Source organism: Tenacibaculum lutimaris (assembly GCF_003610735.1).
Classification (GTDB): Bacteria; Bacteroidota; Bacteroidia; order Flavobacteriales; family Flavobacteriaceae; genus Polaribacter; species Polaribacter lutimaris.
This window is the reverse complement of sequence record NZ_RAQM01000010.1, coordinates 84,049-109,210: the sequence shown is the minus strand read 5'-3', so window position 1 is coordinate 109,210 and position 25,162 is coordinate 84,049. Positions and strand designations below refer to the sequence as shown.

Sequence of the window (25,162 nt, the reverse complement as noted above, 5' to 3'; positions counted from 1 at the left end):
TAAGATTTTTAATTGTCATCTTTTTCTTGATCTTCTTTCTCTTTTTGTTCTTCTTTTTTAATCTCTTCTTCTAGTTTCTTAATTTCTTTTTCTAGCTTTAAACGTTCTTTCTCTTTTTCCTTAGCTTCTTTTTCTTGCTCTTTTTTAATTTGTTTTTCTAGTTTTAAACGTTCCTTTTCTTTTCGTTTTGCTTCCTTTTCAGCTTTCTTTTGTGCTTTTTTAGCTGCCTTCTTTTCTTCTTTAGCAGTTTTCTTCTTTAGTTTTTTATCTTCTTTAGCAATAACATCTACTAAAGATCCTTGGCGTTCTCTTCTTGGTTTTTGATTCAATACGTCGTCGTCAGTATTTTTAGAAATGTCTAAATCAACTTTTTGCTCTCGTTTTTTAGAGAATAATTTCCCCACTTTGCTGAACATACGGCCAAAGAAGTTTCTATCTTCATCGTACTTAACTTGTTTTTCTTCTTCAATTTTATTTCCAAATTCATCAATTTCAACAAATTTATCTTGGTGCCTGTTAAGTCTATAAGAAACCCCTAACGAAGTGTAAAGACCAATCTCGTCTTGTTTCATGTTGGCTCTTAACGATGCATTAAATTGTAAGTTTTCGCTAAATAAATATGCAGCACCAGCACCAATATTAGTCTTCTTTTCATACTCTTCAAAAATTCCTTGTATTTCAGCGAAACCAGACCAGTAGTCATTAAAATTATAAGTTCCTGTTACAATATAAGAAAGCTGTGAAAAGTCGGTTCCAATATAATCGTAATGAAGATTGGTAATAACGTTTAGTTTATCTGAAAACTCATTTTGTAATAAAAGTCCTACTCTTGGGCTAAAACCATCTCTTTTATGGTAATCAGTTAAAAAGTCTCCAATATTTAATCCAGCTGAAATACCGATATGAGGTATCCAACGTTTCCAATCAAAAGAATGACGAGCTTTCCAACTTCTAATTTCTTTACTTTTATCATCATATTTTGGAGCGTAAATAAGGTATTTAGCACCAATACTAAAATGACTTAGGCCTGTTTTGTTATATGACGATTCAAAGATGTTTTTAAAAGCTATTTTGTCTTTTTGTAAAGATGTATTTAAGTTAACTTCTAGTTTTTCAGAAATAAAACTTGTTCTGAAAAATAGATTTAATCCTAAGGCTTCTGGATTACTAAATGTTGGTGTAGCATTAATTTTTCTGTAAAAAATGCTCGATTCAAACTGATATACACCCGAACCAACACTATAAGGACTCTCAGAAAAACCTGGTCTATTTGAATTTATAACAGGTGTATATTGCGCATTTGCAGTTAATACTGAGAAAAATACAAAAAACAAAAGGAGTTTCTTAATCATATAATAAGTCCAGATTTTCAGGTTTTACAAACATACGTAAAAATACAATTACCTATATAATATAAGTTTTGTAAAGTCTTAACGCTTCCTTTTGCTTCAAATTGTTATTTTTGGTTGATTTTTTTATTTTTTAGAAAAAGATGACATATATAAATGAAGCTGGACCTGTGAATTTTTTAAAGACCATATTAATTATTCTGTTAGTTTATTACGCTATTAAGTTTTTGGCGAGATTATTTGCTCCTTACCTGATAAAAAAAGCAGTAGATAAAGTACAAAAGAAAGCAGAACAACAGTATAGAAATCAACAAAAAGCATCTGATGTTGAAGTTGGAAAAACTGTTATTGATAAAAAACCAAATACTACAAAACAAAGTAATAATTCGGTTGGCGAATACGTTGACTATGAAGAAATAGACTAACATGAACTTAAAGAAGATTTTACCGTTTGCAATTGCAATTATTGTTTTTGCAATAGCATCGGTGTTGTATTTTAACCCTGTTTTAAGCGGAAAGCAAATAAAACAAAGCGACATTACTCAGTTTATAGGAATGTCGAAAAGTGTTAATGAATACAGAGTAGAAAAAGGAGAAGAACCATACTGGTTAGATAATGCTTTTAGCGGAATGCCTGCATATCAAGTAAGTGCTTATTACCCGAATGATTTTGTGCGTTATATTGATAAAGTAATTCGTTTTTTACCACGACCTGCCGATTATCTTTTCTTATATTTTTTAAGTTTTTTCATACTGTTAACTGCTTTAAAAGTAGATTGGAAGTTAGCTGTTTTAGGTAGCTTGTCCTTTGGTTTTTCAACCTACTTGATTATTATTTTTGGAGCAGGGCATAATGCAAAGGCACATGCTATCGGATACATGCCAATGGTAATTGCAGGAGTTATTTATATTTTTAGAAAACGATACTTACTCGGGTTTGTACTTACAGCTTTAGCCATGGCTTTAGAAATATATTCGAACCACCCACAAATGACGTATTATTTAGGGTTTTGTTTGTTAATTTTAGCTGTTGTTGAATTTATTGAAGCCTTCAAATCGAGAACATTATCAGTATTTTTCAAGCAATCAGCAATTTTAGTTGCGGCTATGTTAATTGGTATCGGAGCGAATTCAACTAGGTTGATGGCAATGAAAGAATATGCTGATTATAGTACGAGAGGTAAATCAGAATTGACTATCAATCCTGACGGAAGTCCAAAAGAAAAATCTTCAGGATTAGATAAAGAATATATTACTGAATATAGCTATGGAATTGCAGAAACATTCAATTTAATAATACCTCGTTTTACCGGAGGAGGAACAGTTGAAGGGTTAGGAGAAGATTCTAATTTTTATCAAGTTTTAGAGCAGAATGCAGGTAAGAGTGTAGCGAAAGATTATTCAAGTCAAGCATTAACCTATTGGGGGAAGCAACCGATTGTTGAAGCTCCTGCGTATATAGGAGCAATAGTATTCTTCTTGTTTTTCTTAGGAGTTTTCTTAGTAAAGGGACGTTTAAAATATTGGTTGGTAGCAGCCACAGTATTTTCAATAGTTTTGAGTTGGGGAAAGAATTTTCCGGCAGTCACAAACTTTTTTATTGATTATGTTCCGTTATACAACAAGTTTAGAGCAGTTTCATCAATTCAAGTAATAGCAGAACTGTGTGTGCCGTTGTTGGGAATTTTAGCATTAAAAGAATTTTTCTCGTCAGAGAATTCTTCCGAAGAAAAAGAAAAAGCAGTTAAAAAAGCATTCTATATAGTAGGAGGAATCTCGTTATTATTCCTATTATTCGGATCAAGTTTATTTGCTTTTGAAGGATTACGTGATGCGAATTATCAACAACTTCCAGAGTTGATTGACGCTATAATAGCTGATAGAAAGTCAATGTTGTTCAACGATAGCTTACGTTCGCTTTTGCTTGTTTTAGCTGTTGCAGGAATGCTATGGTTTTATTTAAAAGGAAAACTTAAGCAGGTGCCTGTAGTGTTAGCTTTAGGAGGTTTAATTTTATTTGATTTGGTGTCGGTAGATATGAATTATGTAAATAAAGAGGATTTTACTTCAGCAAGAAGAGTAGAAAAACCATTTACCGAGACTAAAGCGGATATTGAAATATTAAAAGATAAAAGTGATTATCGTGTAGCGAATTTTGGAGGAAGTCCGTTACAGGATGGAAGAACTTCATATTTCCACAATTCAATAGGAGGGTACCATGCAGCCAAAATGAAGCGTTATCAAGAATTGTTTGATTATCAGATAGCAAGAAACAATATGGAGGTGTTGAATATGTTGAATACCAAGTATTTTATTATTAGTGATGAGCAATTTCAAGAAAACCCAGAAGTAAATGGAAGTGCATGGTTTGTAAACTCATTAGAGAAAGTAGCTTCAGCTAATGAGGAAATTATTGCCTTAGATAGTTTGAAAACAAAAGAGGAAGCTGTAATCAATACAAAGGAGTTTGATTTTAACGGAGAAGATGCGTATCAGAAAGATACTACAGCTACTATCAATTTAGTGAAGAAAGATCTTACAGAATTAGTATATGAGACAAATACAAGTTCTGAGCAGTTTGCAGTGTTTTCTGAAATATATTACAAAGATGGTTGGAATGCTTATATTGATGGTGAAAACGTTCCGTATTACAGAGTAAACTATGTGTTAAGAGGTATGGAAATCCCTACAGGAAAACACACTATTATATTTAAATATGAACCAAGAGTTATTAAAACAGGAAGTTTATTATCGTTATTCTGTTATGGATTGCTAATCCTTGTGCCTATAGGTTGGTTTGTGGTGTCTGGTAAAAGAAAAAAGCTTTAATTAATCGTCAAGAGTTTTTAAAAATGCAGAAGGTGTTACACCAATATGCTTTTTAAAAGCTCTTGTAAAAGCAGAAGCATTGGTATAGCCTATTTCATCGGCAATAGCTTGAATAGAATACTTTCTAAAGGTTTTATCGCTCTTTAGTTTTTCTACCACATAATTAATCTTAAGTTTAGTACAGTATTGCTTAAACGACTCGTCGTGGTGTTTGTTGAAAACAAAAGAAACATACGTATTGTTGGTTTCTAATTTGTCAGCAATATAGTTAATAGAAAAATCAGGTTTTAAAAAGTCTAGATTTTTTTTAGCATTTGTAAATTCATTTAAAATCTTATTTTCTAGTTCTTCATCAATATTATATTCCTTTTTTTCTGTTTCTACAGGCTTGTCATTGTTTATCATTAAAATAAGCTCTTTCTTTTTTTCTTTTTCTTTTTTCAATAGATAAAAAGTAATAATGAAGAAAGTTATTAATAGAGCAACAAATGAAATGGTGAGTTTTTTTTGTTTACTAGCTTCTTTTTCTTTGATTTCCTGATTAAGTAGTTGAGCTTTGTTGAAGTTGTTGCTGTAAAATAAGTTAAAAGTCTTGTCTTTATTATTTCTAGCTAAATTAAATTGTTCTAAAGTTAATGCTGAGTATTTAAAGGCACTGTCTAATTTATTTAAGTTGTTGTATTCCTTTGAAAGAATGTCATAAACAGTGATTAACTTACTTGTTTCACAGTTTTTATGATTTTTTAAAAGTTTGTTAGAGTAATAAACAGCTGAGTCAGAATTGTTCAAGTTATGGAAACAAATAGCCTTTTGAAAATATTCTCTATGAAGGTAGTTGTAACCGTTGTTAATGTTTTTATAATTATTAATAAGGTCTATTGCTTTTTGATATTTGTTTTGTTTCATTAACACCTCGGTTTTTCTGAAATTGTAAATAATTTCAGAATCTTTATGCGGCGGATCAAACATTTTAGCCACTTCATAAGCTTTGTCATAATAGTAATTAGCAGAGTCTAGAAAAGCTTTATTCGGGTGTTGATTATTTAGGGAAACATAGGTGTTGCCAAGACAATTATAAGAGTTAGCTTTCCAGTGAAGAAAAAATTCATCTTTTTGTATGTTTTTTAAAATAGGATTTTTAGCTTCTGATAATGATTGAAGCAAAATACTTTTGGCTTTGCCCTGCATATCAAGTTTATTTTTAATAACAGCTTTACTAAGAGTCAAGCCGAGTAAATTCCTAAAGTTGACATCATCTTTAACAGGGTGGTTTACTATTAAATCTTCTTTTTGTATCAGAATAGCAAAAGCTTCCTGATATTTTTCTTGATTTTTTTTAATCCAGAAAAGCCTATTTAAAGCAGCTATTTTTCTATCCAAAAGACAGGTTAGATCTTTGTGCTTTAATATAGAATCAACTTGTTTAATAACCTTGAGTGATATGCTTTCAGCTTTATCGTAGTCTTTTTTTCGGTAAAACCCATAAGACTTACCAGTAGAACCTTCAAGACTTTTGCAGATGTTGTCAGATTGTTCTAATTTTTTACAATAAAAAAATAAACTATCATTATTTATGTTTTTATAATAATTGATTTTATCAAGGTAAAATGAATCTAAATTTTTAACTTGAGAAGTAATTTTCGTAGAAAAAGAAAAGGTAATAAGTATAGTAATTAAAAATCTGGTCATTTTGTGTAAAATCAATAAAAACACATACTTTCTATAAAAAGCATAGGTTAGAAAACCAAATATAACATTTTTTAGTCGTGCTTTTTATAAAATAGGGTATATAGTGTTTTTTTCATATCTAAAACAACAATATGTTTGCAGTAAGTAAAAAGTACATGTAATAAATGTACGGATTGCTATGGAAAATTAAAAAGTTAAAAGCGAGGGATTTGCCTTCGCTTTTATGTTTTTAATACCTCTCAAAACGTATTTTTACTTCTATTACTTAGAATGGTAAAATAATAATACATTTGTTTTAAAATAAATTTTATGTATTCTAAACTACCAAAAAAGAGATACGACCATACGCTTGAGTTTTTACAAAAACATCTTCCTGCTCCAGCAACGATATTAGATTTAGGAGTTCGTAACCCTTTTTCTGAAATAATGGAAGAAAACGGATATACGGTTTACAATACTAATGGAGAAGATTTAGATGTGTTGCCTCATATAGTGAAAGAGCATAAAGTTGATGCAGTAACAGCTTTTGAAATTTTTGAACATTTGTTAGCTCCTTTTAATGTATTAAGAGAAATAGAAGCAACAAAGATTATTACTACCGTTCCTTTAAAGTTGTGGTTTACGAGTGCTTATAGAAGTAAAACAGATATGTGGGATAGGCATTACCACGAGTTTGAAGATTGGCAATACGATTGGTTGTTAGAAAAATCTGGTTGGAATATAGTAGATACACAAAAATGGACAAGTCCGATTAATAAATTAGGAGTGAGACCTATTTTAAGAAAATATACCCCAAGGTATTACGCTGTTTTTGCTGAAAAAAAGACTTTGAAATGAGAATAGGAATGATTTTAGACAAAACATTTCCTCCTGATCCAAGAGTGCATAATGAAGCAATCGAATTAATTAAATCAGGGCACGAGGTTTTTTTGTTTAGTCTAACTTACTCAAATCAATCTTCAGAAGAAGTAATAGACGGAATTCAAGTTAAAAGGTATAAATCAAATACTTTAGAATATAAACTATCGGCTTTGGCGTATACAATTCCATTATATTCTACTTTAATGAAGAAAAAGATAGTTCATTTTCTTGAGAAATTTTCTATTGAAGTGATTCACATACACGATATGGTTGTTGCAGAAGCAGTTTTGAATGCTTGTAAAAAAAAGGAACTTCCTGTAGTGTTAGATTTGCATGAGAACAGACCTCAGATCATGAAGTTTTACCCTCATTTAAAAAAGTTCCCGCAAAGTGTGTTGATATCTCCCAAAAAATGGCAACAGAAAGAAGAAGAGTTTGTGAAAAATGTAGATAACGTAATTGTTGTTACTGAAGAAGCAAAAGAAGAAGTGTGTAAAAGGACTAGCATAAATTCTGATAAAGTTGTTGTAGTTCCTAATACAGTTAGAAAATCTTTTTTTGAAGAGGACGAGGGTTTAGATGAAAGAACTGAAAAAGATACTTTTAAGCTATTATACATAGGAGATACAGGTGAAAGAAGAGGTTTAGCAACGGCAATTAAAAGTTTACCAACGTTAAAAAAAGAAATAGAAAATATTCAATTAGTAATTGTAGGAAGTGTTAATGCCGAATTAAAAAAACTATCCGAAGAATTAAAAGTTGAAAAACAAGTAAGTTTTGAAGGATGGCAGGAAGAAACTACATTTCCTAAGTATATAAAGCATAGTGATGTTTGTTTATCACCTTTACATAGAAATTTACATCACGATACGACACATGCTAATAAATTATTTCAATATATGAGTTTGAGAAAACCTTTATTAGTAAGTGATGCAACAGCGCAAAAAAATATAGTAGAAAAAGTAAATGCAGGATTGGTTCATGAAGCAAAAAACGTAGAAGATTTTACCGATAAAGTATTGAGGTTATACAAAGATGAGCTGCTGAGAAAAGAATTAGGAAAAAACGGAGGAGCTTTTATTCGAAGTGAATTTACATGGAATAAAACTTCTAAAGAATTGGTGAATCTATACAATAGCTTTTAACTTGAAAGTATTAATTATAACATATTATTGGGCACCTGCAGGAGGATCTGGAGTGCAACGTTGGTTAAAGTTTGTAAAATACTTACGAGATTTTAATATTGAACCTGTAATTTTTACAGTAGATGAGGCAAACTACCCAATTACTGATGTTTCTTTAGAGAAAGATATACCTGAAGGAATAGAAGTGGTTAAAAATCCAATATGGGAGCCTAATAATCTATTTTCAATTTTTAAGAAAAAAGGAGCTAAAACCAGTGCAGGGTTTTTAGATCCAAACCCGAGTTTTGCAGGGAGGATAATGCAGTATGTTCGAGCTAATTATTTTATTCCTGATGCTCGTAAGTTTTGGATACAACCTTCGGTTAAAAAGCTTAAAAAGTACCTGCAAGAAAATAAAATTGAAGCAATAATTACGACTGGACCTCCTCATAGTTTACATCTCATAGGGTTACAACTTAAAAGAGAGTTAGGAGTAAAATGGATTGCAGATTTTAGAGATCCATGGACAGATATAGATTATTTCCATCAATTACCATTAACGCAAAGATCGAGAGCTAAGCATCATCAATTAGAGCAAGAGGTGCTTATTAATGCTGATGTCACTTTAGTAGTAGGTGAAACCATGAAAAAAAATTACGAAAAATTTTCAAACAATATTCACGTTATCACAAATGGTTATGATTCCGAAGAGCAAAAAGAAATAGAAGTGAAGCTTGATGAGAAATTTTCAATTACGCATATAGGTTTGATGAATGCTGATAGGAATCCAAAAATAGTTTGGGAAACATTATCAGAATTGAGTCAAGAAAACGCTGAGTTTTCAGAAGATTTAGAAATAAAATTAATAGGTAACATAGCAAATGAGGTAGAGGAGGAGTTAGCTAAATATCAGTTTAAAAATATTACAAGAATAGCCTACGTACCTCATAGTGAAGTGCAAGAACATCAAAAAGCATCACAAGTTTTATTATTGGCGGTAAATAAAGTGCCAAGTGCTAAAGGAATTATAACAGGTAAAATTTTTGAATATTTACAAGCAAAACGTCCTATCTTAGCAGTTGGTCCTGAAGACGGAGATTTAGCTGAAATTTTAACTAAAACTAATGCAGGAACCATAGTTGATTTTGATGATAAAGCTAAAATGAAGAAAGAAATTATGCAGTTGTATGCTGATTATAAAAAAGGTGATCTGCAAGTAGCTTCTAAGGATATAACACAATATCATCGAAAAAAATTAACAGAACAATTGTCTATTATACTTAAACAAGTCGTTAATTCTTGAAAAAAATAGTAACTATATTAGGTGCTCGTCCGCAGTTTGTTAAAGGAGCTGTGTTAAGTAGAGTAATTAAAAAGCATAATGAAATTGAAGAAATAATAGTGCATACAGGGCAACATTTTGATGCTAATATGAGCGCTGTTTTTTTTGAAGAAATGCAAATTCCGAAACCGAAATACAATCTTAACATTAATGGATTGAATCACGGAGCGATGACTGGTCAAATGTTAGAAAAAATCGAAGAGATTTTACTTGATGAAAAACCAGAAGCAGTAGTTGTGTATGGTGATACAAACTCTACATTAGCTGGGGCTTTAGCAGCTAAAAAACTTGATGTTAAAGTTGTGCATATTGAAGCAGGATTACGTTCTTTTAACATGCAAATGCCAGAAGAGGTAAATCGAATTTTAACAGATAGAATAGCAGATTTATTAAGTTGTCCGACAGAAATAGCTGTATCAAATTTAAAAAATGAAGGTTTTAATGGGTTTAAAACTCTTGTAGAAAGACATGGTGATATAATGAAAGACGCTGTAGAATTTTACAGCAAGGTTTCCGAAGAAAAATCTACCATAATAAATGATTTGAATTTAGTTAAAAACGAATTCGTACTAGCGACAATTCATCGACAAGAGAATACAGATGACAAAGAAAAATTAGCTAATGTTTTTTCAGCTTTAGAAGAAATTCACAAAACAAAACAAGTTATACTTCCTTTACATCCTAGAACAAAAAAAATGTTGGAGAAGTATCAATTACAACCGAACATCAAGTTTATTGATCCTGTGGGATATTTTTCAATGTTAGAATTATTGAAAAATTGTAGTATGGTAATTACAGATAGTGGTGGATTGCAAAAAGAGGCTTTCTTTAATAAAAAGTTTTGTGTAATAGCTCGTGAAGAAACCGAATGGAAAGAGCTTGAAGAAAATGGATATGCAACTATTTCAGGTACTAATACTAAGGTTTTGGTGAAAGATTTCAATCAGTTTTTAACTTTAAATAAAAGTTTTGAAGAAGAATTGTATGGAAATAATGTAGGAGAAAAAATATATCAATCAATAAAAAAACTAATTCAATAATACTTTGGGAATTGTATTTAAACAATCGTTCAAAAACACGTTAATAATCTATTTAGGTTTTTTAATTGGAGGTATTAATACCTTGGTTTTATACACACGTTTTTTAGGTGATGAATATTATGGATTAGCAACCTACGTATTTTCGGCATCTAACTTAATTATGCCAATTACAGCTTTTGGTGTCCATTTTACGATTATCAAGTTTTTTTCAGCGTATACCTCAAAAAATGAACAAGATAAGTTTTTAAGTTCTGTAATTTTTCTACCGCTTTTGATTGCTATTCCTATAGGATATTTTTGGGATTACTTTCATAATTGGATAATGCATTATGTTGCTAAAAGCAATTCAAAAGAAAATTTAGTTATTGAAAACTACACAATTTATATATACATAATAGCGGTTTGTACAGCTTATTTTGAAGTGTTTTATTCATGGGCTAGAGTACAAATGCAATCGGTTTTTGGAAATGTTTTAAAGGAGTTATATAACAGAGTAGCTGTAATGGTAATGTTGATTGCAGTGTTTTTTCAATTTATCACAAAAGAAGAATTTCTAATTTATATGTCGATAGCATATATTTTAAGAACTTTTTTAATGATGATTTATGCATTTCGTTTATATACACCAAAGTTTTCTTTTTCGTTACCTGATAATATTAAAGAAGTATTACGCTATACATTTTATATCATTTTAGCAGGAAGTGCAGGGGCAATTATTTTAGATATAGACAAAGTAATGATTCCTGGTAAAGAAGGTTTTGAAAAAGCCGCTTATTATACGGTAGCAGTTTTTATTGGTTCTTTTATTGAAGCTCCAAGTAGGGCAATGGGACAAATATTACAGCCTTTGACCTCTAAGGCACTTAATGAAAATAACTCTATAGAAACAGAAAATTTATATAAGAAAAGTTCGATTAATCTTTTATTGATAGGTGGTTTATTCTATGTGTTAGTGAACTGCAATGTTGAAGAGTTGTTTAGGTTAATGCCTAATAAAAATTATGCAGATGGAGGTGCTTTAGTGGTGTTGTTAATATCATCAGCTAAGCTATTTTTAATGTCTTTAGGAAGTAACGGAGCCATCATTAGTAATTCTAAGTTTTACCGTATTACGTTACCAGTAGGAGTGGGAATGGCGTTATCAGTGTATTTTTTAAACGATTATTTTTACAATAGTTTAGGTATGGGAACAGAAGGATTGGCTTTAGCAACTTTAATAACAGTTGTAGTATTTAATATTTATAAACTGTGGTTTGTTAAAGAAAAGTTTAATATGACACCATTTACAAATAAAACATTTTTAATGATTGTAATTATCTTAATTATGTTTTTAGGATTTAACTTCTGGAACTTTTCAGTTTCTGAGTTTTATGTTTTGGACTTTCCTATTCATCCAATAGTAAACATTCTGTTAAAAAGTATAATTATTATAGCTGTTTATGTGGCTATAGTTGTTAAAATGTCTATTTCAGAACAAATCAATAACCTTGTTAAAAGGTATGTGAAGTAGTTTTTGATTTTTTATAATACACTTTAAACCAAAATTATTATAAAAGAAAAAAAGACTTACACACACAAGAGGTAAGCCTTTTATTAAGGGGGAATGAAACAAATAATAAGGGGGAATTTGTCTCTGGGTCAAATATAGAAAAAAATAACAACATGATTGTTAACATTTGTTAAGAAAGTTTATTAACACTAAGTTTTTTCTTAATTCTACTAAGTTGAACAGGAGAAATGTTTAAATACGATGCTATATATTTTTGTGTAATCAATTCATCTATATTCGGAATTCTTTTCTTTAAAGCTAAATAACGCTCTGTTGCAGTAAGACTAGAAATTTTTAAAAGTATATCTTCAGCCTTTACATAAGCACTTTCTAATGTTTTGATATAGAATAAACTAAATTCATGATGCTTTAAAGTAAGTTTTATTAATTCATGGAAACTACCTTTATACCCGGTTACTTTGGTTAAAGATTGGTAGTTAACATCAGACGGTATTTCTTGCATCATAGCTGAATTGGCACCAGTTATATCTCCAGAAGTAAAAAAGGCACGAGTTGTTTCAGTTCCATTGTCATTTAATAAAAACGAACGCATAATTCCTGTTTTAACAATATAGAAGTCTGTAGGATATTCACCTACCTTTGTGAAGATTTCATTAGGTTCAAGTTCAGTGAACGTAACCAGTGTTTCAAAAGTAGAAATTAGACTATCTGGTAGTTTTATATAAGAATTAAGAAAGTTTTTAATATCATCATTCATAATTAACAAGTTGGATGCTGATAACAGAAAAACTAATATACTAAAAAAATAAAGTAAGTACGTGAAAAACAGACCTAACTTTAAGGGGAATTAGGTCTGGATATTTTAAGGGGTAGTAACTTGTTAATTACACTACAAATTTATAGCGGTTTTAAGTTATAACCATTAACATATGTTAATAAATGAAATTTTTTCTTATTCTACTCAACTGTACAGGAGTGATATTCAAGTAAGAAGCAATATGGTATTGATTAATTAAGTTGTCTATACCAGGGTAATTTTCCTGAAGTTTTTTGTATCTCTGAGATGCATCTAACATTTGTAATTCTAAAATTCTATCTACTTCTCTGATATAAACACTTTGTAAAATTTTGTAATGAAAAATTGATATTTCATGGTGATTTAAAGATAAATTATAAAAATCTTTATAGTTACATTCTAGTACCTCACAATCAGTTAAGCATTCGTAAATTAATGTAGATGGTTCGTTTTTTATAAGGGCTCCTAAATTACCAGAAGTACTAATAGGAGTGTAAATAGTTCTAGTATGTTCTTTGTTTTTTTCGTCGATACTATAAGCGCGTATAACACCAGTTTTTAAAATGTAAGCATTTACAGGTGTTTGGTGCAAAGAAACTAGTTCGAAGTTTTTTGGGAATTTTTTTATTGTTAAAAGACTAAAAATTCTCTCCAATCCATCTTCTGATAAAGGATGGAAACTAAGAGCAAATTCTTTAAAAAAGTCCATACAAAGATGTAAATGTTGAGATTATCTCAAATCTACATCAATTTTTTCTAAAAAGCTAATCGTATTAGGTCCCTCCATAAATAGTAAATCCAAAATAGATAAGTTAGGGATAAACCCATATTTGTTATCAAACATTTGAATGTAGGAATCCATTTCTATTTCAATACCTTTTTTAGCAATCGCTAAATCTCTATAGTCTGTGCTATTTGGAGCCAATTCATAACTCGTTGTTTTAGCAAAATCTTGTTCCATTTGTAAAGCATCAGTTACAAATAGGTGAGTGTCGATGTTTAAGTCTTGTAAAAAAGTATATTTTTTATTGAAAATTTTTAATAAATCCTCTTCAAAAAACTCAAAAAAAGGAGAAGAACGGTACGCAGATTGTAACGATTTGTAATGCTGTTGTTGCCATGGAAAATCATTTTCTACCAAGGTGTCTTTTGTTTTTTTTCTTCCTTCTGTAGTTTTTTGTTTTACAGGAATATTTAAAGCTAATTTACCATTAGCTCCATATATGTAACAACGATTACGGTAGGTTTGTTTTTGAAAATTGTCTTCTATTTCAAAAGTAATTGCTTCTGATTGGTATATCGCTGAATATTGAGAGATAGGAGCGAAGTAAGTAGGAATAAAAAGTGACATTATGCTTTCTTCTTTTTACTTTTTCTAAAACTATACACGGTGTAACCTCCAATTAATAGTAGCACTAACCATAAATATGATACGGGTTTTCCACTACCTCCAACGGTTGTAAACATTCTATCCCAACGAATAGAGTTTAGCTTAGCAACAAAATTAGGAGCGTTAGCATCCCAACTTAACCAAATCATTACAGGTTTACCTACTACATGATCAAAAGGTACATAACCCCAGTTTCTTGCATCTAAAGAACGCTGACGGTTGTCACCCATCATCCAGTAATAATCTTGTTTAAAAGTATAGTTTTCAACTTTTTTTCCGTTAATGTATATATCGTCACCTATAAAAGTAAGGTTATTGTTTTCGTATCTTCGGATAATTTGCTCGTAAAAAGGAATGGTCTTAGCGTTTAACTCGACAGTAACTCCCTTTTTAGGAATATAGATAGGACCAAAATTATCATTAGACCAAGCATATCTTGGATTATGAGGAAAAACAGATTCATCATAAAATCCTTTAGGTGCTAAAAATTTTTCAACTTTTTTAACAAGAGGGTTTTTGGCGATTGAAGCAGCTTCTTCATCGGTAAGGTTTAATGCATACTTACCATCGGTAGTCATTTTACCTTCTCTGTTTTTGTTGTATTTTTCTATAATGTTTTGAGGTAATTCTTTCCCTTCAGTATCAACAAAAAAGTACCATTGTGGTTTAGCTCTATCAGGCAATACAGTTTTCTCTCCATTAATAAAAACATATCCATCACGTACTTCTAAGCTATCACCAGGAACTCCTACAGCACGTTTTACATAGTTTGTACGCTTATCAATAGGTTTATAAGTAAAATTACCAGAATTGTCACCCCACATCGTAGCAAGAGAGTCTGAAGGCCAGCTGAAAACAACAATATCATTACGCTTAATTTTTTGAAAACCAGGTAAACGCATGTATGGTAATGATAGTTTATTTAATAAACCGTCTTTGTTTTTATCGTCTGATAAGAATGATTTTGTTCCTAAAAAAGGAATAGTATCGTGTGCCATTGGTGCAGCAACAGTAGTCATAGGAACACGAGCACCGTAATGAAATTTACTAACAAATAAATAATCACCTACTAGTAATGTTTTTTCTAAAGACGAAGTAGGAATGGTATAAGGCTGCATAATATAAGTGTGTACTAAAGTTGCAGCGATAATAGCAAAAGCAATAGAACTTACCCATTCTCCTAAAGGAGATCTTGGCTTTAAACTTCGGTTTTCAATGTATTTTGCGTCTGTAAAATAGTTGATATAATAGATGTATAACCCTAAAGTAAGAACAGCTAGAATAGTGTCTGGTTTTTTGTTAAAACCAAAGCTTCTGCAAGTTTCAATCCATATTATAGGAAACATAAGTAGGTTTACAATAGGAACGAATAGCAAAATCACCCACCATTTTGGGCGATTAATAATTTGCATTAGTACTATGGCGTTGTATACAGGTACAGCCGCTTCCCAAGCTTTTTTACCAGCTTTTGTGTATAGTTTCCAAGTACCTAAAAAATGAACAACTTGTATGAATATGAAAAATAAAAACCATTCAGTAAATGTCATAATCTGTATATTTTGTTTTCCTTTTAAGGAATGTAATTCTAAGCTTATTAGTGCTTTTTAGCTGCTTGTTGTTACGGTATTAACCTAAGTTTAACACATCTCTCATGGTGTAAACACCTGTTTTGTTAAGTAGCCATTCTGCAGCTATAACTGCTCCTAAAGCAAAACCTTGTCGGTTATGTGCTGTGTGTTTTATATCAATAGTGTCTACTTCAGAATTATAGGTTACTGTGTGAGTACCCGGTACATCTGGAGTTCTAAGAGCTGTAATAGGAATATTGTCTTCGGAAGTTTTTCCGTCTAATTCCCAAGCTTTTTTATTGGTGTTTTCAATAATTCCTTCAGCTAAAGTAATTGCAGTACCACTTGGAGCGTCTAATTTTTGTGTGTGATGAATTTCTTCAATAGCAATATTGTATTGTTCAAGTGTACTCATCATTTTAGCTAGTTGTTTGTTTAACTCAAAAAAAACATTCACACCTAAACTAAAGTTTGAAGCATATATAAAACCACCATTTTTTTCATTGCATAAATCAATAATTTCATTATACCTGTCTAACCAACCTGTAGTTCCTGAAACTACTGGGACGTTATTGTTAATACAATTACTAATGTTGTTATAAGCAGAAGCAGGCACGCTAAAATCAATAGCTACATCAGCTTCGTTAATATCATAAGTGTTTTCTCCAGTAGATTTAATAACGATCTCGTGTCCTCTCTGTAAAGCAATCTTTTCGATTTCTTTACCCATTCTACCATAACCAAGTAAGGCTATTTTCATTTTAAAAAGAATATTTTAGTGTTAAACCAACTTTTGGTGCTTCAATAAATAAAGGGTCTGGTGTAATTACAGGGTTTATAGATAAACTGTCATCAGTATCAAATTGTAATAAATGCGCGTTTACACTAGCTTCTACAATTTGTAAAACATATAAAAGTACCCCAGTTAGTAATGATAAGTCTCTGTTTTTACGCAAGGTTTTTTGAGCGCTTTCTAAACCAGCTGTTGAAATAAATGGATTTCCATCTTTACCATTAAACTCATCTGATAATCCTTGATTTCTAAGTTTAAAGGCTGTTCTGTATCGATCGTACTGATCGCTATTGTCCAAGTAAAAATACATACTTGTACCCATAGCAGCCCAAACTATTGGAGCTTTCCAATATTTTTTATTGTATATCTGTCCACCTCCGGGAAAAATAGCAGAATAAAATGCTGCTTTAGATGGAGAAAGTGGATTGTATTTGTCGCTTGATAACTGAAGTTGCTTTGCTCTTACAGCAATAGAATCTTTTTGAGCAAAGGTGTTTTGAAACAAAAAAAGACTAAAAAAAGCGAATATGATTACACGTATGTTCAATTACTTTAATAAGTTTTTAATACGGTTAAAGTCTTCTTCTGAGTGAAAAGGAATAGAAATTTTTCCTTTACCACGATTGTTAACAGTTACGTCAATTTTATGCCCGAAATAATCGCTAATATCTTTTACACTATCAGAAATATAATTAGGTAAAACTTTCTTTTTAGCGGCTTTAGCAACAGTACCTGCTTTTAAGTTTTTAACCAATTCTTCAGTTTGACGAACAGATAGTTTATCACGAACAATTTTTTCGTAAATGTTTAATTGGTCGGTAGTACTATCAACATTAATTAATGCACGACCATGTCCCATTGAGATAAATCCGTCACGCATTCCTGTTTGAATAATCGGATCTAATTTTAATAAACGTAAATAGTTGGTAACTGTTGAACGTTTTTTACCTACACGTGTACTCAATTCTTCTTGTGTTAATTGAATTTCATCAATTAAACGTTGGTATGAAAGAGCCACTTCAATAGGATCTAAGTTTTTACGTTGAATATTTTCTACCAACGCCATTTCTAACATTTCCTGATCGTTGGCTAAACGAATGTATGCAGGAACTGTTGTGTTTCCAATAAGTTTAGAGGCTCTAAAACGACGCTCTCCGGAAACTAATTGAAATTTATCGCTCGATAATTTACGAACAGTAATAGGTTGAATTACGCCTAACTCTTTAATAGAACTCGCTAATTCACGCAAAGCTTCTTCATCAAAATAAGTTCTAGGTTGGTATGGGTTTACTTCAATCGAGTTGATGTCAATTTCAATAATATTTCCAACTAGTTTATCTGCGTTTTTATCTGATGCTGAATTTACTTCTGCAGTTTCTTTTAATAAAGCGGATAAACCTCTACCTAAAGCTTGTTTTTTCGTTGCTTTTGCCATGTATCTTTATTATGCGTTTTTAGTTAAAATTTCGTTCGCCAAATTTAAGTAATTTACGGCACCTTTAGAGGTTGCATCGTATGAAATTATACTTTCCCCGTAACTAGGCGCTTCACTTAAACGGGTATTTCGGTGTACTATTGTTTCAAAAACCATAGAACTGAAGTGTTTACGAACTTCATCAACTACTTGGTTAGATAAACGTAAACGAGAATCGAACATAGTTAATAACAAACCTTCAATTTCTAAATCAGGGTTATGTATTTTTTGGACACTTTTTATGGTGTTTAATAACTTTCCTAAACCTTCTAAAGCAAAGTATTCACATTGAATAGGGATTACAACAGAATCTGCTGCTACAAGTGAGTTTAAGGTAATTAAACCTAAAGAAGGAGCACAATCTATTAAAATATAATCGTAATCATTTTTAATATCTTCCAAGGCTTTTTTTAGCATGTATTCACGCTCTTGTTTATCAACTAATTCAATTTCAATAGCTACTAAATCAATATGAGCAGGAATTAAATCGACGTTAGGAGATTCTGTTTTTACAATCGTGTCTTTTGCTAGAATTGTATGCTCTAAAACCTGATACGTTCCAACTTCTACACTTTCAACATCTATACCTAAACCAGAAGTAGCATTTGCTTGGGGATCAGCATCAATTAATAATACTTTTTTTTCTAAAACACCTAAAGCCGCAGCTAAGTTTACAGATGTAGTAGTTTTACCTACTCCACCTTTTTGATTTGCAATTGCAATAATTCTACCCATTATTATTTATAAAGTTTGAAAGAGGTAAATTTACAATTATTTATCGTTTTTGAAAGTGAAAGATGTTATAAAAAACAAAAAAGCCACAGGTATTGATACTGTGGCTTTTATAATGTTATAAGTTGGTTTTTTTTACCCATTTAACATTACTGGCATAACTAACATAGTAACTTGTTCACCTTCTTCAGTACCATCAATTGGAGTCAAAATTCCTGCTCTATTTGGTAAACTCATTTCAATTAAAACATCGTTAGAGTTTAGGTTGTTTAACATTTCGCTTAAAAAACGAGAGTTAAACCCAATTTGCATGTCATCTCCTTGGTAATCACAATGTAATCGTTCATCAGCTTTGTTAGAGTAGTCTAAATCTTCTGCAGAAATATTTAACTCAGTACCAGCCATTTTTAAACGAATTTGATGTGTTGTTTTACTAGAGAAAATAGAAACACGACGAACAGAGTTTAAGAAAGAAGCTCTATCTACTGTTAATTTATTAGGGTTTTCTTTAGGAATTACAGCTTCGTAGTTAGGGTATTTTCCGTCAATTAAACGACAAATTAATACCACATTGTCAAAAGTGAACTTAGCATTGGTGTCGTTATATTCAATAGTTACGTTATTTTCAGAACCGCCTAAAATCCCTTTTAATAAGTTTAAAGGTTTTTTAGGCATAATGAATTCTGCTGATTTTTCAGCGGTAATGTCTGTACGTGTATATTTTACTAATTTATGAGCATCTGTAGCTACAAATGTTAATTCCTTAGAGTTGAACTGGAAAAACACACCGCTCATTACAGGGCGTAAGTCATCGTTTCCTGCTGCAAAAATTGTTTTAGAAATAGCAGTTGCTAAAATATGTGATGGAATTTCAGTACTACTTGGAGAAGGTAATTCTACAGCTTTAGGGAATTCATCTCCACTAAAATAAGCCATATCATACTTACCCTGCTCAGAAATAATTTCAATAGTACTATCGCTTTCTACTTTAAAAGTAAGCGGTTGCTCAGGAAATGTTTTTAAAGTATCTAACAATAAACGAGCGTTAATAGCAATGGCTCCAGTATCTGTACTTTCAACATCAATTACTGAAGACATTGTCGTTTCAAGGTCAGATGCAGATATTTTTAATTCGTTTTCAGATAGTTCAAATAAAAAATTATCTAAAATTGGTAATGTGTTATTGCTGTTTATAACTCCTCCTAAAACTTGTAGCTGTTTTAATAACTGTGAGCTAGATACGATAAATTTCATTGAATAGTTTTTCTATATTATTAGACTTACAAATATATTTTAATTTGATGATTATAAAAATTATTTTTTTTAACCAGATTTTAACCTTAGTTAAACTGATAATTTAATTGAATGGTTCCGTAAATATTACCTTTTGGAACTCGAGCACTTTTCAGTTTTCTTGTGTGATAATTCATAGCATAACCAAAATTAAAACGGTTACTAGTAAAACGTATTCCAAGCTCAGTAGTGAATACAAAAGGTTGAATGTCAAAAGTAACGGGGCTTCCGTCAGTTAAAAAACTTCCTTCTATGGTTGCGTCATACGCTGCATAACGAATCATGGGATTAATATATAAAAAAACTTCCGAATTGTTGTTAAACTGGGTGTTTTGGTTGTTTAAATTTCCGTTAAAAGCAATAGAGTTTATAATGCTTTCTAAAGGTTTAAAACCAATACGGCTATATAAACCAGTTGATAAATCGGTATAAACTGTACCAATTCTTGCTGTATTTCTCCAGTTAAGATCAAAAATGTTGTCTTTGGCAAGTTTTCTAATATATTCAGTTTTTAAATTGAAGGCAAAAGCATCTTTTATTTGATATTTCCAACCGCTAGCTTTTTTAAATCCATAAATATCATGGATAAAATCTTGCAGTTCTTCACTAAAAGCAGAAGATCCAATGCTACCAATCTGTACAGATGTTTTTAAGATTGATTCTTTTTTGAAGAAATAATTGATGCCAAAACTTCCGTAGAGATATCCAGCAAATGGTCGATCATGTTCTTCCACGGTTTCTACAATCGCTTTATGAGGTGTGTACATATGGTGTCCTAGTTGAATTTCGTAGCTTTTTTTTTCAATATTTTTAAATTGTTTTTCACTAAGATAACGATAAGTTAAAAACACACCGTTTGTATAGTATCTATCATAGTAAGTAGAAGTGTATAAGTCGTTGTCATTTAGGAAGCTGAACTCTTTAGCGTATTTTCGTTGCGAGAAGATAGTGAGTGAAAATAAGATGAATAAAAGTGTTATGTTTTTTTTCATAGCTGTAAATATCGTATTATTTTAGCACAACCTAGGTTAAATTATTAAGAAGAATAATTAGTGGTTTTATGAGTAAAGAATCTGTATTAACTATTGAAGACTTTGAAAGTGTTTCTTCTAATGAAGAACTAATGGCTAAAATTAGAAAGAAAGGAATTTCTATAGCAAAAGTTCAAATGAAGTTAGACTATGAAGAAGAATTAAAAAAGCTTCAAATAGAGTTGGTGAAACTTCAACAATGGATTGCTAAAAAGAATAAAAGAGTAGCTGTAATTTTTGAAGGAAGAGACGCGGCAGGAAAAGGAGGGAGTATCCGTAGATTTATGGAGCACCTAAACCCTCGTTCTACACGTTTAGTAGCCTTAAATAAACCAACTGATGTTGAAAAAGGACAATGGTATTTTCAACGATATATAAAAGAATTACCAAACCCAGGGGAGATTGTTTTTTTTGATAGGAGTTGGTATAACAGAGCTGTTGTAGAGCCTGTAATGGGGTTTTGTACTGATGATCAGTATAAGAACTTTTTGGTACAAGTTCCAGAGTTTGAACACATGTTATATGAAGACGGAGTAGTGATAATTAAGTTTTGGTTATCTATTTCAAAAGAAGAGCAGTTACGTCGATTTAATTCAAGAAATGATAATCCGTTAAAACGTTGGAAGTTTAGTCCAGTAGATAAAAGAGGACAAGAATTATGGGACGATTATACTTTTTACAAAGATGAAATGTTTAGTAGAACCCATACAACATATAGTCCATGGATTGTAGTAAAGACAAATAACAAAAAAGAGGCAAGAGTAGAGTGTATGCGCCATGTATTAACACAGTTTAATTATGATGGAAAGGATGAAGCGCAAACTATTCTTACACCAGATCCAAATGTAGTAATGCGTTACTATCGTTCAGTAAAACAGTTAGATTAAGAATGAGAAAATTAACTCAAAGAGACGTAAATAAATTAAATAGTACAAGAGGGTTAAAAGCTTTATTATCAAAGCCTTTTAATATAGAGAAGTCAATTCGTTATGTAGATTATGAGCGAAAGTTGAAAAAATTACAAGTAGAGTTGATTCGTTTACAAGCTTGGGCGATTAGAGAAAACGAACGAATTATAGTAATTTTTGAGGGGCGTGATGCAGCAGGAAAAGGAGGGGCGATTCGTAGAATTACTGAGCGAATCAATCCGCGTCATATGCGAATTGTAGCATTGCCTAAACCAAATGAAGATCAGAAAACACAATGGTATTTTCAACGTTATGTAGAGCAGTTTCCAAAGGCAGGAGAAATACTCTTTTTCGATCGTAGTTGGTACAATAGAGCAGTAGTAGAGCCTGTGAATGGATTTTGTACTCAAGAAGAGTATCAGGTATTTATGAATCAAGTCAATGATTTTGAAAGAATGATTTTAGAATCAGGTATTCGCTTGGTCAAAATTTATATGTCAATAACTAAAAAAGAGCAAGCTAAGCGATTTAATGATATTAAGAACGATCCGCTTAAACAATGGAAAATGACTCCTGTTGATGAAAGAGCACAAGAGTTATGGGATGATTATACAGAGTATAAAAAAGCAATGTTTTCTAAAACAAATACCGAGATTTCTCCTTGGAAAGTTATTCGTGCAAACAGAAAAACAGCAGCCCGTATTAATGTGATTAATCACATTTTAAAAAGTATTCCTTATGATAAAAATCTAGAGGTATGATTCAGGTAGTCGATTTTTAAATTCTTCAAAAATAAAATACAATTCTCCTGCAATTTGCTTACTCGTTTGTAGGTAAGTTTCTTCGGTTAAATCGGTATTGTCTGAAGTTTTAGGGTCTGAATAAGGTAAGTGAAAACGCTCTATCGCATCAGGAATAAAAGGGCAGTCTTTATCGGCACTGTCACATGTTGTTATGGCAACAAAAGGATAGCTGTTTTGAGGATGATCAAAAACTTTAGAAAAGCCTAAAATAGATTTTTTAGTGTCTTCAAAAGAAATTAAATATCTAGGGTTTTGGTGAGAAAAATCAACAACATTAAAAATAAACCCAGTTTTTTGTAAACATTTTACAGTGTTTCTATGAAAAGATGTGGTTTCAGTACCTCCCGAATAAGTAAAAATGTTTCTTAAATTAAAATACTCGACAGCAAAGAAACTCCACACTTGAGCTAATTGACTTCTTCGTGAGTTGTGAGTGCAAATAAAGTTTAAATTTATTTTATCTCTTTCAAGATATTCATCGAAGATAGCGTCAGAGATAGAAAGTAATAAATTTTTTCTATCGTCAGTAATTATCATTTCTTTTCGTGCTTCTTCAAAGAAAACTTTTGTGTTGATATTTTTAGTGTTTATCATTTATTTGCAGTTCTTTTGCAGTGTGTAATTATTTGCAAAAATACGAGCTAATACCCTTTTAGCTAATTAAATAAAGGTTAAGAATGTGTTTAGAAATCGGCAATAAAGTAGCGGTGATTGACGCTGATATTAGAGGATTCGTAACAAAAATTAATAAAGAAGAAGTTTTTGTTAAAGATTCTGAGGGGATGGAGTACCGTTTTTTTAAAAAAGAATTGGTAAAGATTGAAGTAGATCAGAATGAGTTAAGTAAATTTTCAGATATCAATAATCCGATGCTGAAAGCTAAAATTCAGCCGTCAAAAAAAGCAAAAAAATCGTCTTTTGTAAAAGATAGAAATGAGGTTGTAATGGAAGTTGATTTACATGCTGAAAAATTAGTGAAATCAACAAGAGGGATGGATAATTTTGATATTTTATCTCTGCAATTGGATACAGCAAAACAAAAATTAGAGTACTGTATATCAAAAAAAATATCAAAATTAGTATTGATCCATGGAGTAGGTGATGGAGTGTTAAAAACAGAATTACTTTATTTATTAAATAATTATCCGGTAAAATATTACGATGCTTCTTATCAAAAATATGGTCAAGGTGCAACTGAAGTATATGTTTATCAAAATTACTAATCGTACTATCTAAAACTTTACTTTTGTGTTATGAATTCAGTATACTTAGATAATGCAGCCACAACACCTATGTTGCCAGAGGTAGTTAAGGTAATGCAAGAATCAATGCTTGTTAATTTTGGAAACCCATCTTCAACTCATCAGTATGGAAGAAAAGCAAAAGCAGCTATTGAAACGGTTCGAAAAAATATAGCGAAGCATTTAAATGTTTCTGCAAGTGAAATTATTTTTACTGCTGGAGGAACAGAAGCAGACAATTTAATTTTGCAAAATGCGGTTTTACATTTAGGGGTAAAACGAATTATAACATCTAAGGTAGAGCACCATGCTGTTTTAAATACAGTTCAGTTTTTAGAAAAAAAACATAAAATAAATGTAGATTATGTTAGGGTAAATGAAAACGGGGCTGTTGTATTTAGTAGTTTGGGGGAAGCTTTAGAAAAGTCAAACGAAAAAACCTTAGTGAGTTTAATGTATGTGAACAATGAAGTTGGTAATATTTTACCAATTGAAGAGGTAGTAAGTATGTGTAAAAAATACAATGCTTATTTTCATTCAGACACGGTTCAGGCTATTGGTCATTATCCGATAGATTTACAACAAACTCCAATAGATTTTATAGCGGCGAGTGCACATAAATTTCATGGTCCTAAAGGAGTTGGGTTTGCTTATATTAAAAAAGGAATACCAATTCAGCCAATGTTTTTTGGAGGAGAACAAGAAAAAGGAGCGAGGTCTAGTACTGAAAATGTTCATGCTATAATAGGTATGGGAGAAGCGTTAAGCATAGCTTTTAAAAATCTTGCAGAAGACACCATATATATTAAAGGACTAAAAGATTATTTCGTAAAAAAAATAACAGAACTTGTTCCGAATGTTGAAATAAATGGAGAGCTAGTTGATAAAACAAGTTATACTATTATTAATGTAAGATTTCCTTTAGAAGATAAAATGTTACTGTTTAATTTGGATTTATCTGGAATTGCAGTGTCTGGAGGAAGTGCTTGTCAAAGTGGTAGTAATAAAGGATCTCATGTGTTAAATGCTTTTTTAAGAGAAGAAGAAGCTAAAAAAGCTTCAGTACGATTTTCCTTTAGTAAGTTAAATACAATTACTGAGATTGATTATGTTGTAAATCAATTAAAAAAAGTGTTAAAGCTATAATTATGGTTTTAATTTTTTTAAAGTTTTTTGTAGATGAGTAAGGTGTTTGAGAACTATGGAAAACTTAAAATAGGTTCTTTTTAGATGAAATTTATCGATAATTTTTATTGATGTTTTTGGTTTTAAATATTTTTTTTTCTTATAAAGTGACTTGGATTGTTAAAATTACGTCTAATCTATAAGAAATAGCAAAAAAAGTTTACTTTTGCGCATTCGAAAAATAGAAGCCCCCCACGAGAAAAA

At 31.0% G+C, this 25,162-nt stretch carries 24 protein-coding genes; 11 read left to right on the top strand and 13 right to left on the bottom strand.

What is annotated here, in order from left to right; all coding sequences use genetic code 11:
• Positions 1–8: 8 nt before the first annotated feature.
• Positions 9–1,352 carry a transporter gene (locus tag C8N26_RS10775; protein ID WP_245962557.1) on the bottom strand — a complete coding sequence of 448 codons (1,344 nt, stop codon included), beginning with the start codon at positions 1,350–1,352 and terminating at the stop codon, positions 9–11.
• Between the two features lie 140 nt (positions 1,353–1,492).
• Here C8N26_RS10775 and C8N26_RS10770 point away from each other — a divergent pair, with 140 nt between their 5' ends.
• Positions 1,493–1,774 carry a DUF4834 family protein gene (locus tag C8N26_RS10770; RefSeq protein WP_051435914.1) on the top strand — a complete coding sequence of 94 codons (282 nt, stop codon included), beginning with the start codon at positions 1,493–1,495 and terminating at the stop codon, positions 1,772–1,774.
• A 1-nt stretch (position 1,775) separates the two neighbouring features.
• Entirely contained in the window at positions 1,776–4,178 is a 2,403-nt protein-coding gene (locus C8N26_RS10765) for a YfhO family protein (RefSeq protein ID WP_120187295.1), read from the top strand.
• Here the strand turns inward: C8N26_RS10765 and C8N26_RS10760 are convergent, their stop codons facing one another.
• Positions 4,179–5,867 (bottom strand): helix-turn-helix domain-containing protein, encoded by a 1,689-nt coding sequence (locus C8N26_RS10760; protein WP_120187294.1) that lies wholly within the window; start codon positions 5,865–5,867, stop codon positions 4,179–4,181.
• 309 nt (positions 5,868–6,176) lie between these two features.
• On the opposite strand from C8N26_RS10760, the gene C8N26_RS10755 reads away from it, so the two are divergent.
• From C8N26_RS10755 to C8N26_RS10735, 5 genes are read left to right on the top strand one after another with little or no spacing between them, the layout of a single operon-like run.
• Positions 6,177–6,704 carry a methyltransferase domain-containing protein gene (locus C8N26_RS10755; RefSeq protein ID WP_120187293.1) on the top strand — a complete coding sequence of 176 codons (528 nt, stop codon included), beginning with the start codon at positions 6,177–6,179 and terminating at the stop codon, positions 6,702–6,704.
• Complete coding sequence (locus C8N26_RS10750) at positions 6,701–7,873, top strand: glycosyltransferase family 4 protein (protein WP_120187292.1); 1,173 nt, start codon at positions 6,701–6,703, stop codon at positions 7,871–7,873. The genes C8N26_RS10755 and C8N26_RS10750 overlap by 4 nt, the downstream gene beginning before the upstream one ends.
• A gap of 1 nt (position 7,874) precedes the next feature.
• Positions 7,875–9,155 (top strand): glycosyltransferase family 4 protein, encoded by a 1,281-nt coding sequence (locus C8N26_RS10745; protein WP_170141647.1) that lies wholly within the window; start codon positions 7,875–7,877, stop codon positions 9,153–9,155.
• The gene (wecB, locus tag C8N26_RS10740; RefSeq protein WP_120187290.1) at positions 9,152–10,234 is read left to right on the top strand and encodes a non-hydrolyzing UDP-N-acetylglucosamine 2-epimerase; all 1,083 of its coding nucleotides are present in this window, start codon (positions 9,152–9,154) and stop codon (positions 10,232–10,234) included. Before C8N26_RS10745 ends, wecB begins: the two co-directional genes overlap by 4 nt.
• Positions 10,235–10,238: 4 nt before the next feature.
• Positions 10,239–11,744, top strand: a complete 1,506-nt coding sequence (locus C8N26_RS10735) for a lipopolysaccharide biosynthesis protein (RefSeq protein WP_120187289.1) — start codon at positions 10,239–10,241, stop codon at positions 11,742–11,744.
• A gap of 169 nt (positions 11,745–11,913) precedes the next feature.
• Here the strand turns inward: C8N26_RS10735 and C8N26_RS10730 are convergent, their stop codons facing one another.
• From C8N26_RS10730 to C8N26_RS10685, 10 genes are all read right to left on the bottom strand, one after another.
• Positions 11,914–12,501: a Crp/Fnr family transcriptional regulator gene (locus C8N26_RS10730; protein WP_120187288.1), complete on the bottom strand. Its 588-nt coding sequence runs from the start codon at positions 12,499–12,501 to the stop codon at positions 11,914–11,916.
• A gap of 175 nt (positions 12,502–12,676) precedes the next feature.
• Positions 12,677–13,249: a Crp/Fnr family transcriptional regulator gene (locus C8N26_RS10725; protein WP_120187287.1), complete on the bottom strand. Its 573-nt coding sequence runs from the start codon at positions 13,247–13,249 to the stop codon at positions 12,677–12,679.
• A gap of 21 nt (positions 13,250–13,270) precedes the next feature.
• A complete protein-coding gene (locus C8N26_RS10720; protein WP_120187286.1) occupies positions 13,271–13,891 on the bottom strand; it encodes a WbqC family protein in 621 nt (206 codons plus the stop codon).
• Entirely contained in the window at positions 13,891–15,477 is a 1,587-nt protein-coding gene (gene lepB, locus C8N26_RS10715; RefSeq protein ID WP_028892612.1) for a signal peptidase I, read from the bottom strand. The genes C8N26_RS10720 and lepB overlap by 1 nt, the downstream gene beginning before the upstream one ends.
• Before the next feature lie 79 nt (positions 15,478–15,556).
• On the bottom strand, positions 15,557–16,258 hold the full coding sequence (gene dapB / locus C8N26_RS10710; RefSeq protein WP_120187285.1) for a 4-hydroxy-tetrahydrodipicolinate reductase: 702 nt from the start codon (positions 16,256–16,258) through the stop codon (positions 15,557–15,559).
• Between the two features lies 1 nt (position 16,259).
• Positions 16,260–16,838 carry a DUF5683 domain-containing protein gene (locus C8N26_RS10705; RefSeq protein ID WP_028892610.1) on the bottom strand — a complete coding sequence of 193 codons (579 nt, stop codon included), beginning with the start codon at positions 16,836–16,838 and terminating at the stop codon, positions 16,260–16,262.
• Positions 16,839–17,726: a ParB/RepB/Spo0J family partition protein gene (locus C8N26_RS10700; protein WP_120187284.1), complete on the bottom strand. Its 888-nt coding sequence runs from the start codon at positions 17,724–17,726 to the stop codon at positions 16,839–16,841.
• Between the two features lie 9 nt (positions 17,727–17,735).
• Positions 17,736–18,500: a ParA family protein gene (locus C8N26_RS10695; protein ID WP_028892608.1), complete on the bottom strand. Its 765-nt coding sequence runs from the start codon at positions 18,498–18,500 to the stop codon at positions 17,736–17,738.
• Positions 18,501–18,632: 132 nt separating this feature from the next.
• Entirely contained in the window at positions 18,633–19,751 is a 1,119-nt protein-coding gene (dnaN, locus tag C8N26_RS10690; RefSeq protein WP_028892607.1) for a DNA polymerase III subunit beta, read from the bottom strand.
• An 86-nt stretch (positions 19,752–19,837) separates the two neighbouring features.
• Positions 19,838–20,782, bottom strand: a complete 945-nt coding sequence (locus C8N26_RS10685; RefSeq protein ID WP_028892606.1) for a lipid A deacylase LpxR family protein — start codon at positions 20,780–20,782, stop codon at positions 19,838–19,840.
• Positions 20,783–20,913: 131 nt separating this feature from the next.
• Between C8N26_RS10685 and ppk2 (C8N26_RS10680) the strand changes: the two genes are divergently transcribed.
• On the top strand, positions 20,914–21,708 hold the full coding sequence (gene ppk2, locus C8N26_RS10680) for a polyphosphate kinase 2 (protein ID WP_394342650.1): 795 nt from the start codon (positions 20,914–20,916) through the stop codon (positions 21,706–21,708).
• A 2-nt stretch (positions 21,709–21,710) separates the two neighbouring features.
• Entirely contained in the window at positions 21,711–22,490 is a 780-nt protein-coding gene (gene ppk2 / locus C8N26_RS10675) for a polyphosphate kinase 2 (protein WP_028892604.1), read from the top strand.
• Here ppk2 (C8N26_RS10675) and C8N26_RS10670 read toward each other — a convergent pair.
• Positions 22,479–23,126 (bottom strand): low molecular weight phosphatase family protein, encoded by a 648-nt coding sequence (locus C8N26_RS10670; protein WP_028892603.1) that lies wholly within the window; start codon positions 23,124–23,126, stop codon positions 22,479–22,481. The genes ppk2 (C8N26_RS10675) and C8N26_RS10670 overlap by 12 nt on opposite strands.
• Positions 23,127–23,209: 83 nt before the next feature.
• Between C8N26_RS10670 and C8N26_RS10665 the strand changes: the two genes are divergently transcribed.
• A complete protein-coding gene (locus tag C8N26_RS10665) occupies positions 23,210–23,755 on the top strand; it encodes a Smr/MutS family protein (RefSeq protein ID WP_120187282.1) in 546 nt (181 codons plus the stop codon).
• Positions 23,756–23,785: 30 nt separating this feature from the next.
• Positions 23,786–24,919 (top strand): cysteine desulfurase family protein, encoded by a 1,134-nt coding sequence (locus tag C8N26_RS10660; protein ID WP_120187281.1) that lies wholly within the window; start codon positions 23,786–23,788, stop codon positions 24,917–24,919.
• Positions 24,920–25,162 lie beyond the last annotated feature (243 nt).

What these genes read in the sequence shown, in the direction of transcription:
- C8N26_RS10775 (WP_245962557.1), bottom strand. Translation starts at nt 1,352, where the DNA reads ATGATTAAGAAACTCCTTTTGTTTTTTGTATTTTTCTCAGTATTAACT.
- C8N26_RS10770 (WP_051435914.1), top strand. Translation starts at nt 1,493, where the DNA reads ATGACATATATAAATGAAGCTGGACCTGTGAATTTTTTAAAGACCATA.
- C8N26_RS10765 (WP_120187295.1), top strand. Translation starts at nt 1,776, where the DNA reads ATGAACTTAAAGAAGATTTTACCGTTTGCAATTGCAATTATTGTTTTT.
- C8N26_RS10760 (WP_120187294.1), bottom strand. Translation starts at nt 5,867, where the DNA reads ATGACCAGATTTTTAATTACTATACTTATTACCTTTTCTTTTTCTACG.
- C8N26_RS10755 (WP_120187293.1), top strand. Translation starts at nt 6,177, where the DNA reads ATGTATTCTAAACTACCAAAAAAGAGATACGACCATACGCTTGAGTTT.
- C8N26_RS10750 (WP_120187292.1), top strand. Translation starts at nt 6,701, where the DNA reads ATGAGAATAGGAATGATTTTAGACAAAACATTTCCTCCTGATCCAAGA.
- C8N26_RS10730 (WP_120187288.1), bottom strand. Translation starts at nt 12,501, where the DNA reads ATGAATGATGATATTAAAAACTTTCTTAATTCTTATATAAAACTACCA.
- C8N26_RS10725 (WP_120187287.1), bottom strand. Translation starts at nt 13,249, where the DNA reads ATGGACTTTTTTAAAGAATTTGCTCTTAGTTTCCATCCTTTATCAGAA.
- C8N26_RS10720 (WP_120187286.1), bottom strand. Translation starts at nt 13,891, where the DNA reads ATGTCACTTTTTATTCCTACTTACTTCGCTCCTATCTCTCAATATTCA.
- lepB (WP_028892612.1), bottom strand. Translation starts at nt 15,477, where the DNA reads ATGACATTTACTGAATGGTTTTTATTTTTCATATTCATACAAGTTGTT.
- dapB (WP_120187285.1), bottom strand. Translation starts at nt 16,258, where the DNA reads ATGAAAATAGCCTTACTTGGTTATGGTAGAATGGGTAAAGAAATCGAA.
- C8N26_RS10700 (WP_120187284.1), bottom strand. Translation starts at nt 17,726, where the DNA reads ATGGCAAAAGCAACGAAAAAACAAGCTTTAGGTAGAGGTTTATCCGCT.
- C8N26_RS10695 (WP_028892608.1), bottom strand. Translation starts at nt 18,500, where the DNA reads ATGGGTAGAATTATTGCAATTGCAAATCAAAAAGGTGGAGTAGGTAAA.
- dnaN (WP_028892607.1), bottom strand. Translation starts at nt 19,751, where the DNA reads ATGAAATTTATCGTATCTAGCTCACAGTTATTAAAACAGCTACAAGTT.
- C8N26_RS10685 (WP_028892606.1), bottom strand. Translation starts at nt 20,782, where the DNA reads ATGAAAAAAAACATAACACTTTTATTCATCTTATTTTCACTCACTATC.
- ppk2 (WP_394342650.1), top strand. Translation starts at nt 20,914, where the DNA reads ATGGCTAAAATTAGAAAGAAAGGAATTTCTATAGCAAAAGTTCAAATG.
- ppk2 (WP_028892604.1), top strand. Translation starts at nt 21,711, where the DNA reads ATGAGAAAATTAACTCAAAGAGACGTAAATAAATTAAATAGTACAAGA.
- C8N26_RS10670 (WP_028892603.1), bottom strand. Translation starts at nt 23,126, where the DNA reads ATGATAAACACTAAAAATATCAACACAAAAGTTTTCTTTGAAGAAGCA.
- C8N26_RS10665 (WP_120187282.1), top strand. Translation starts at nt 23,210, where the DNA reads ATGTGTTTAGAAATCGGCAATAAAGTAGCGGTGATTGACGCTGATATT.
- C8N26_RS10660 (WP_120187281.1), top strand. Translation starts at nt 23,786, where the DNA reads ATGAATTCAGTATACTTAGATAATGCAGCCACAACACCTATGTTGCCA.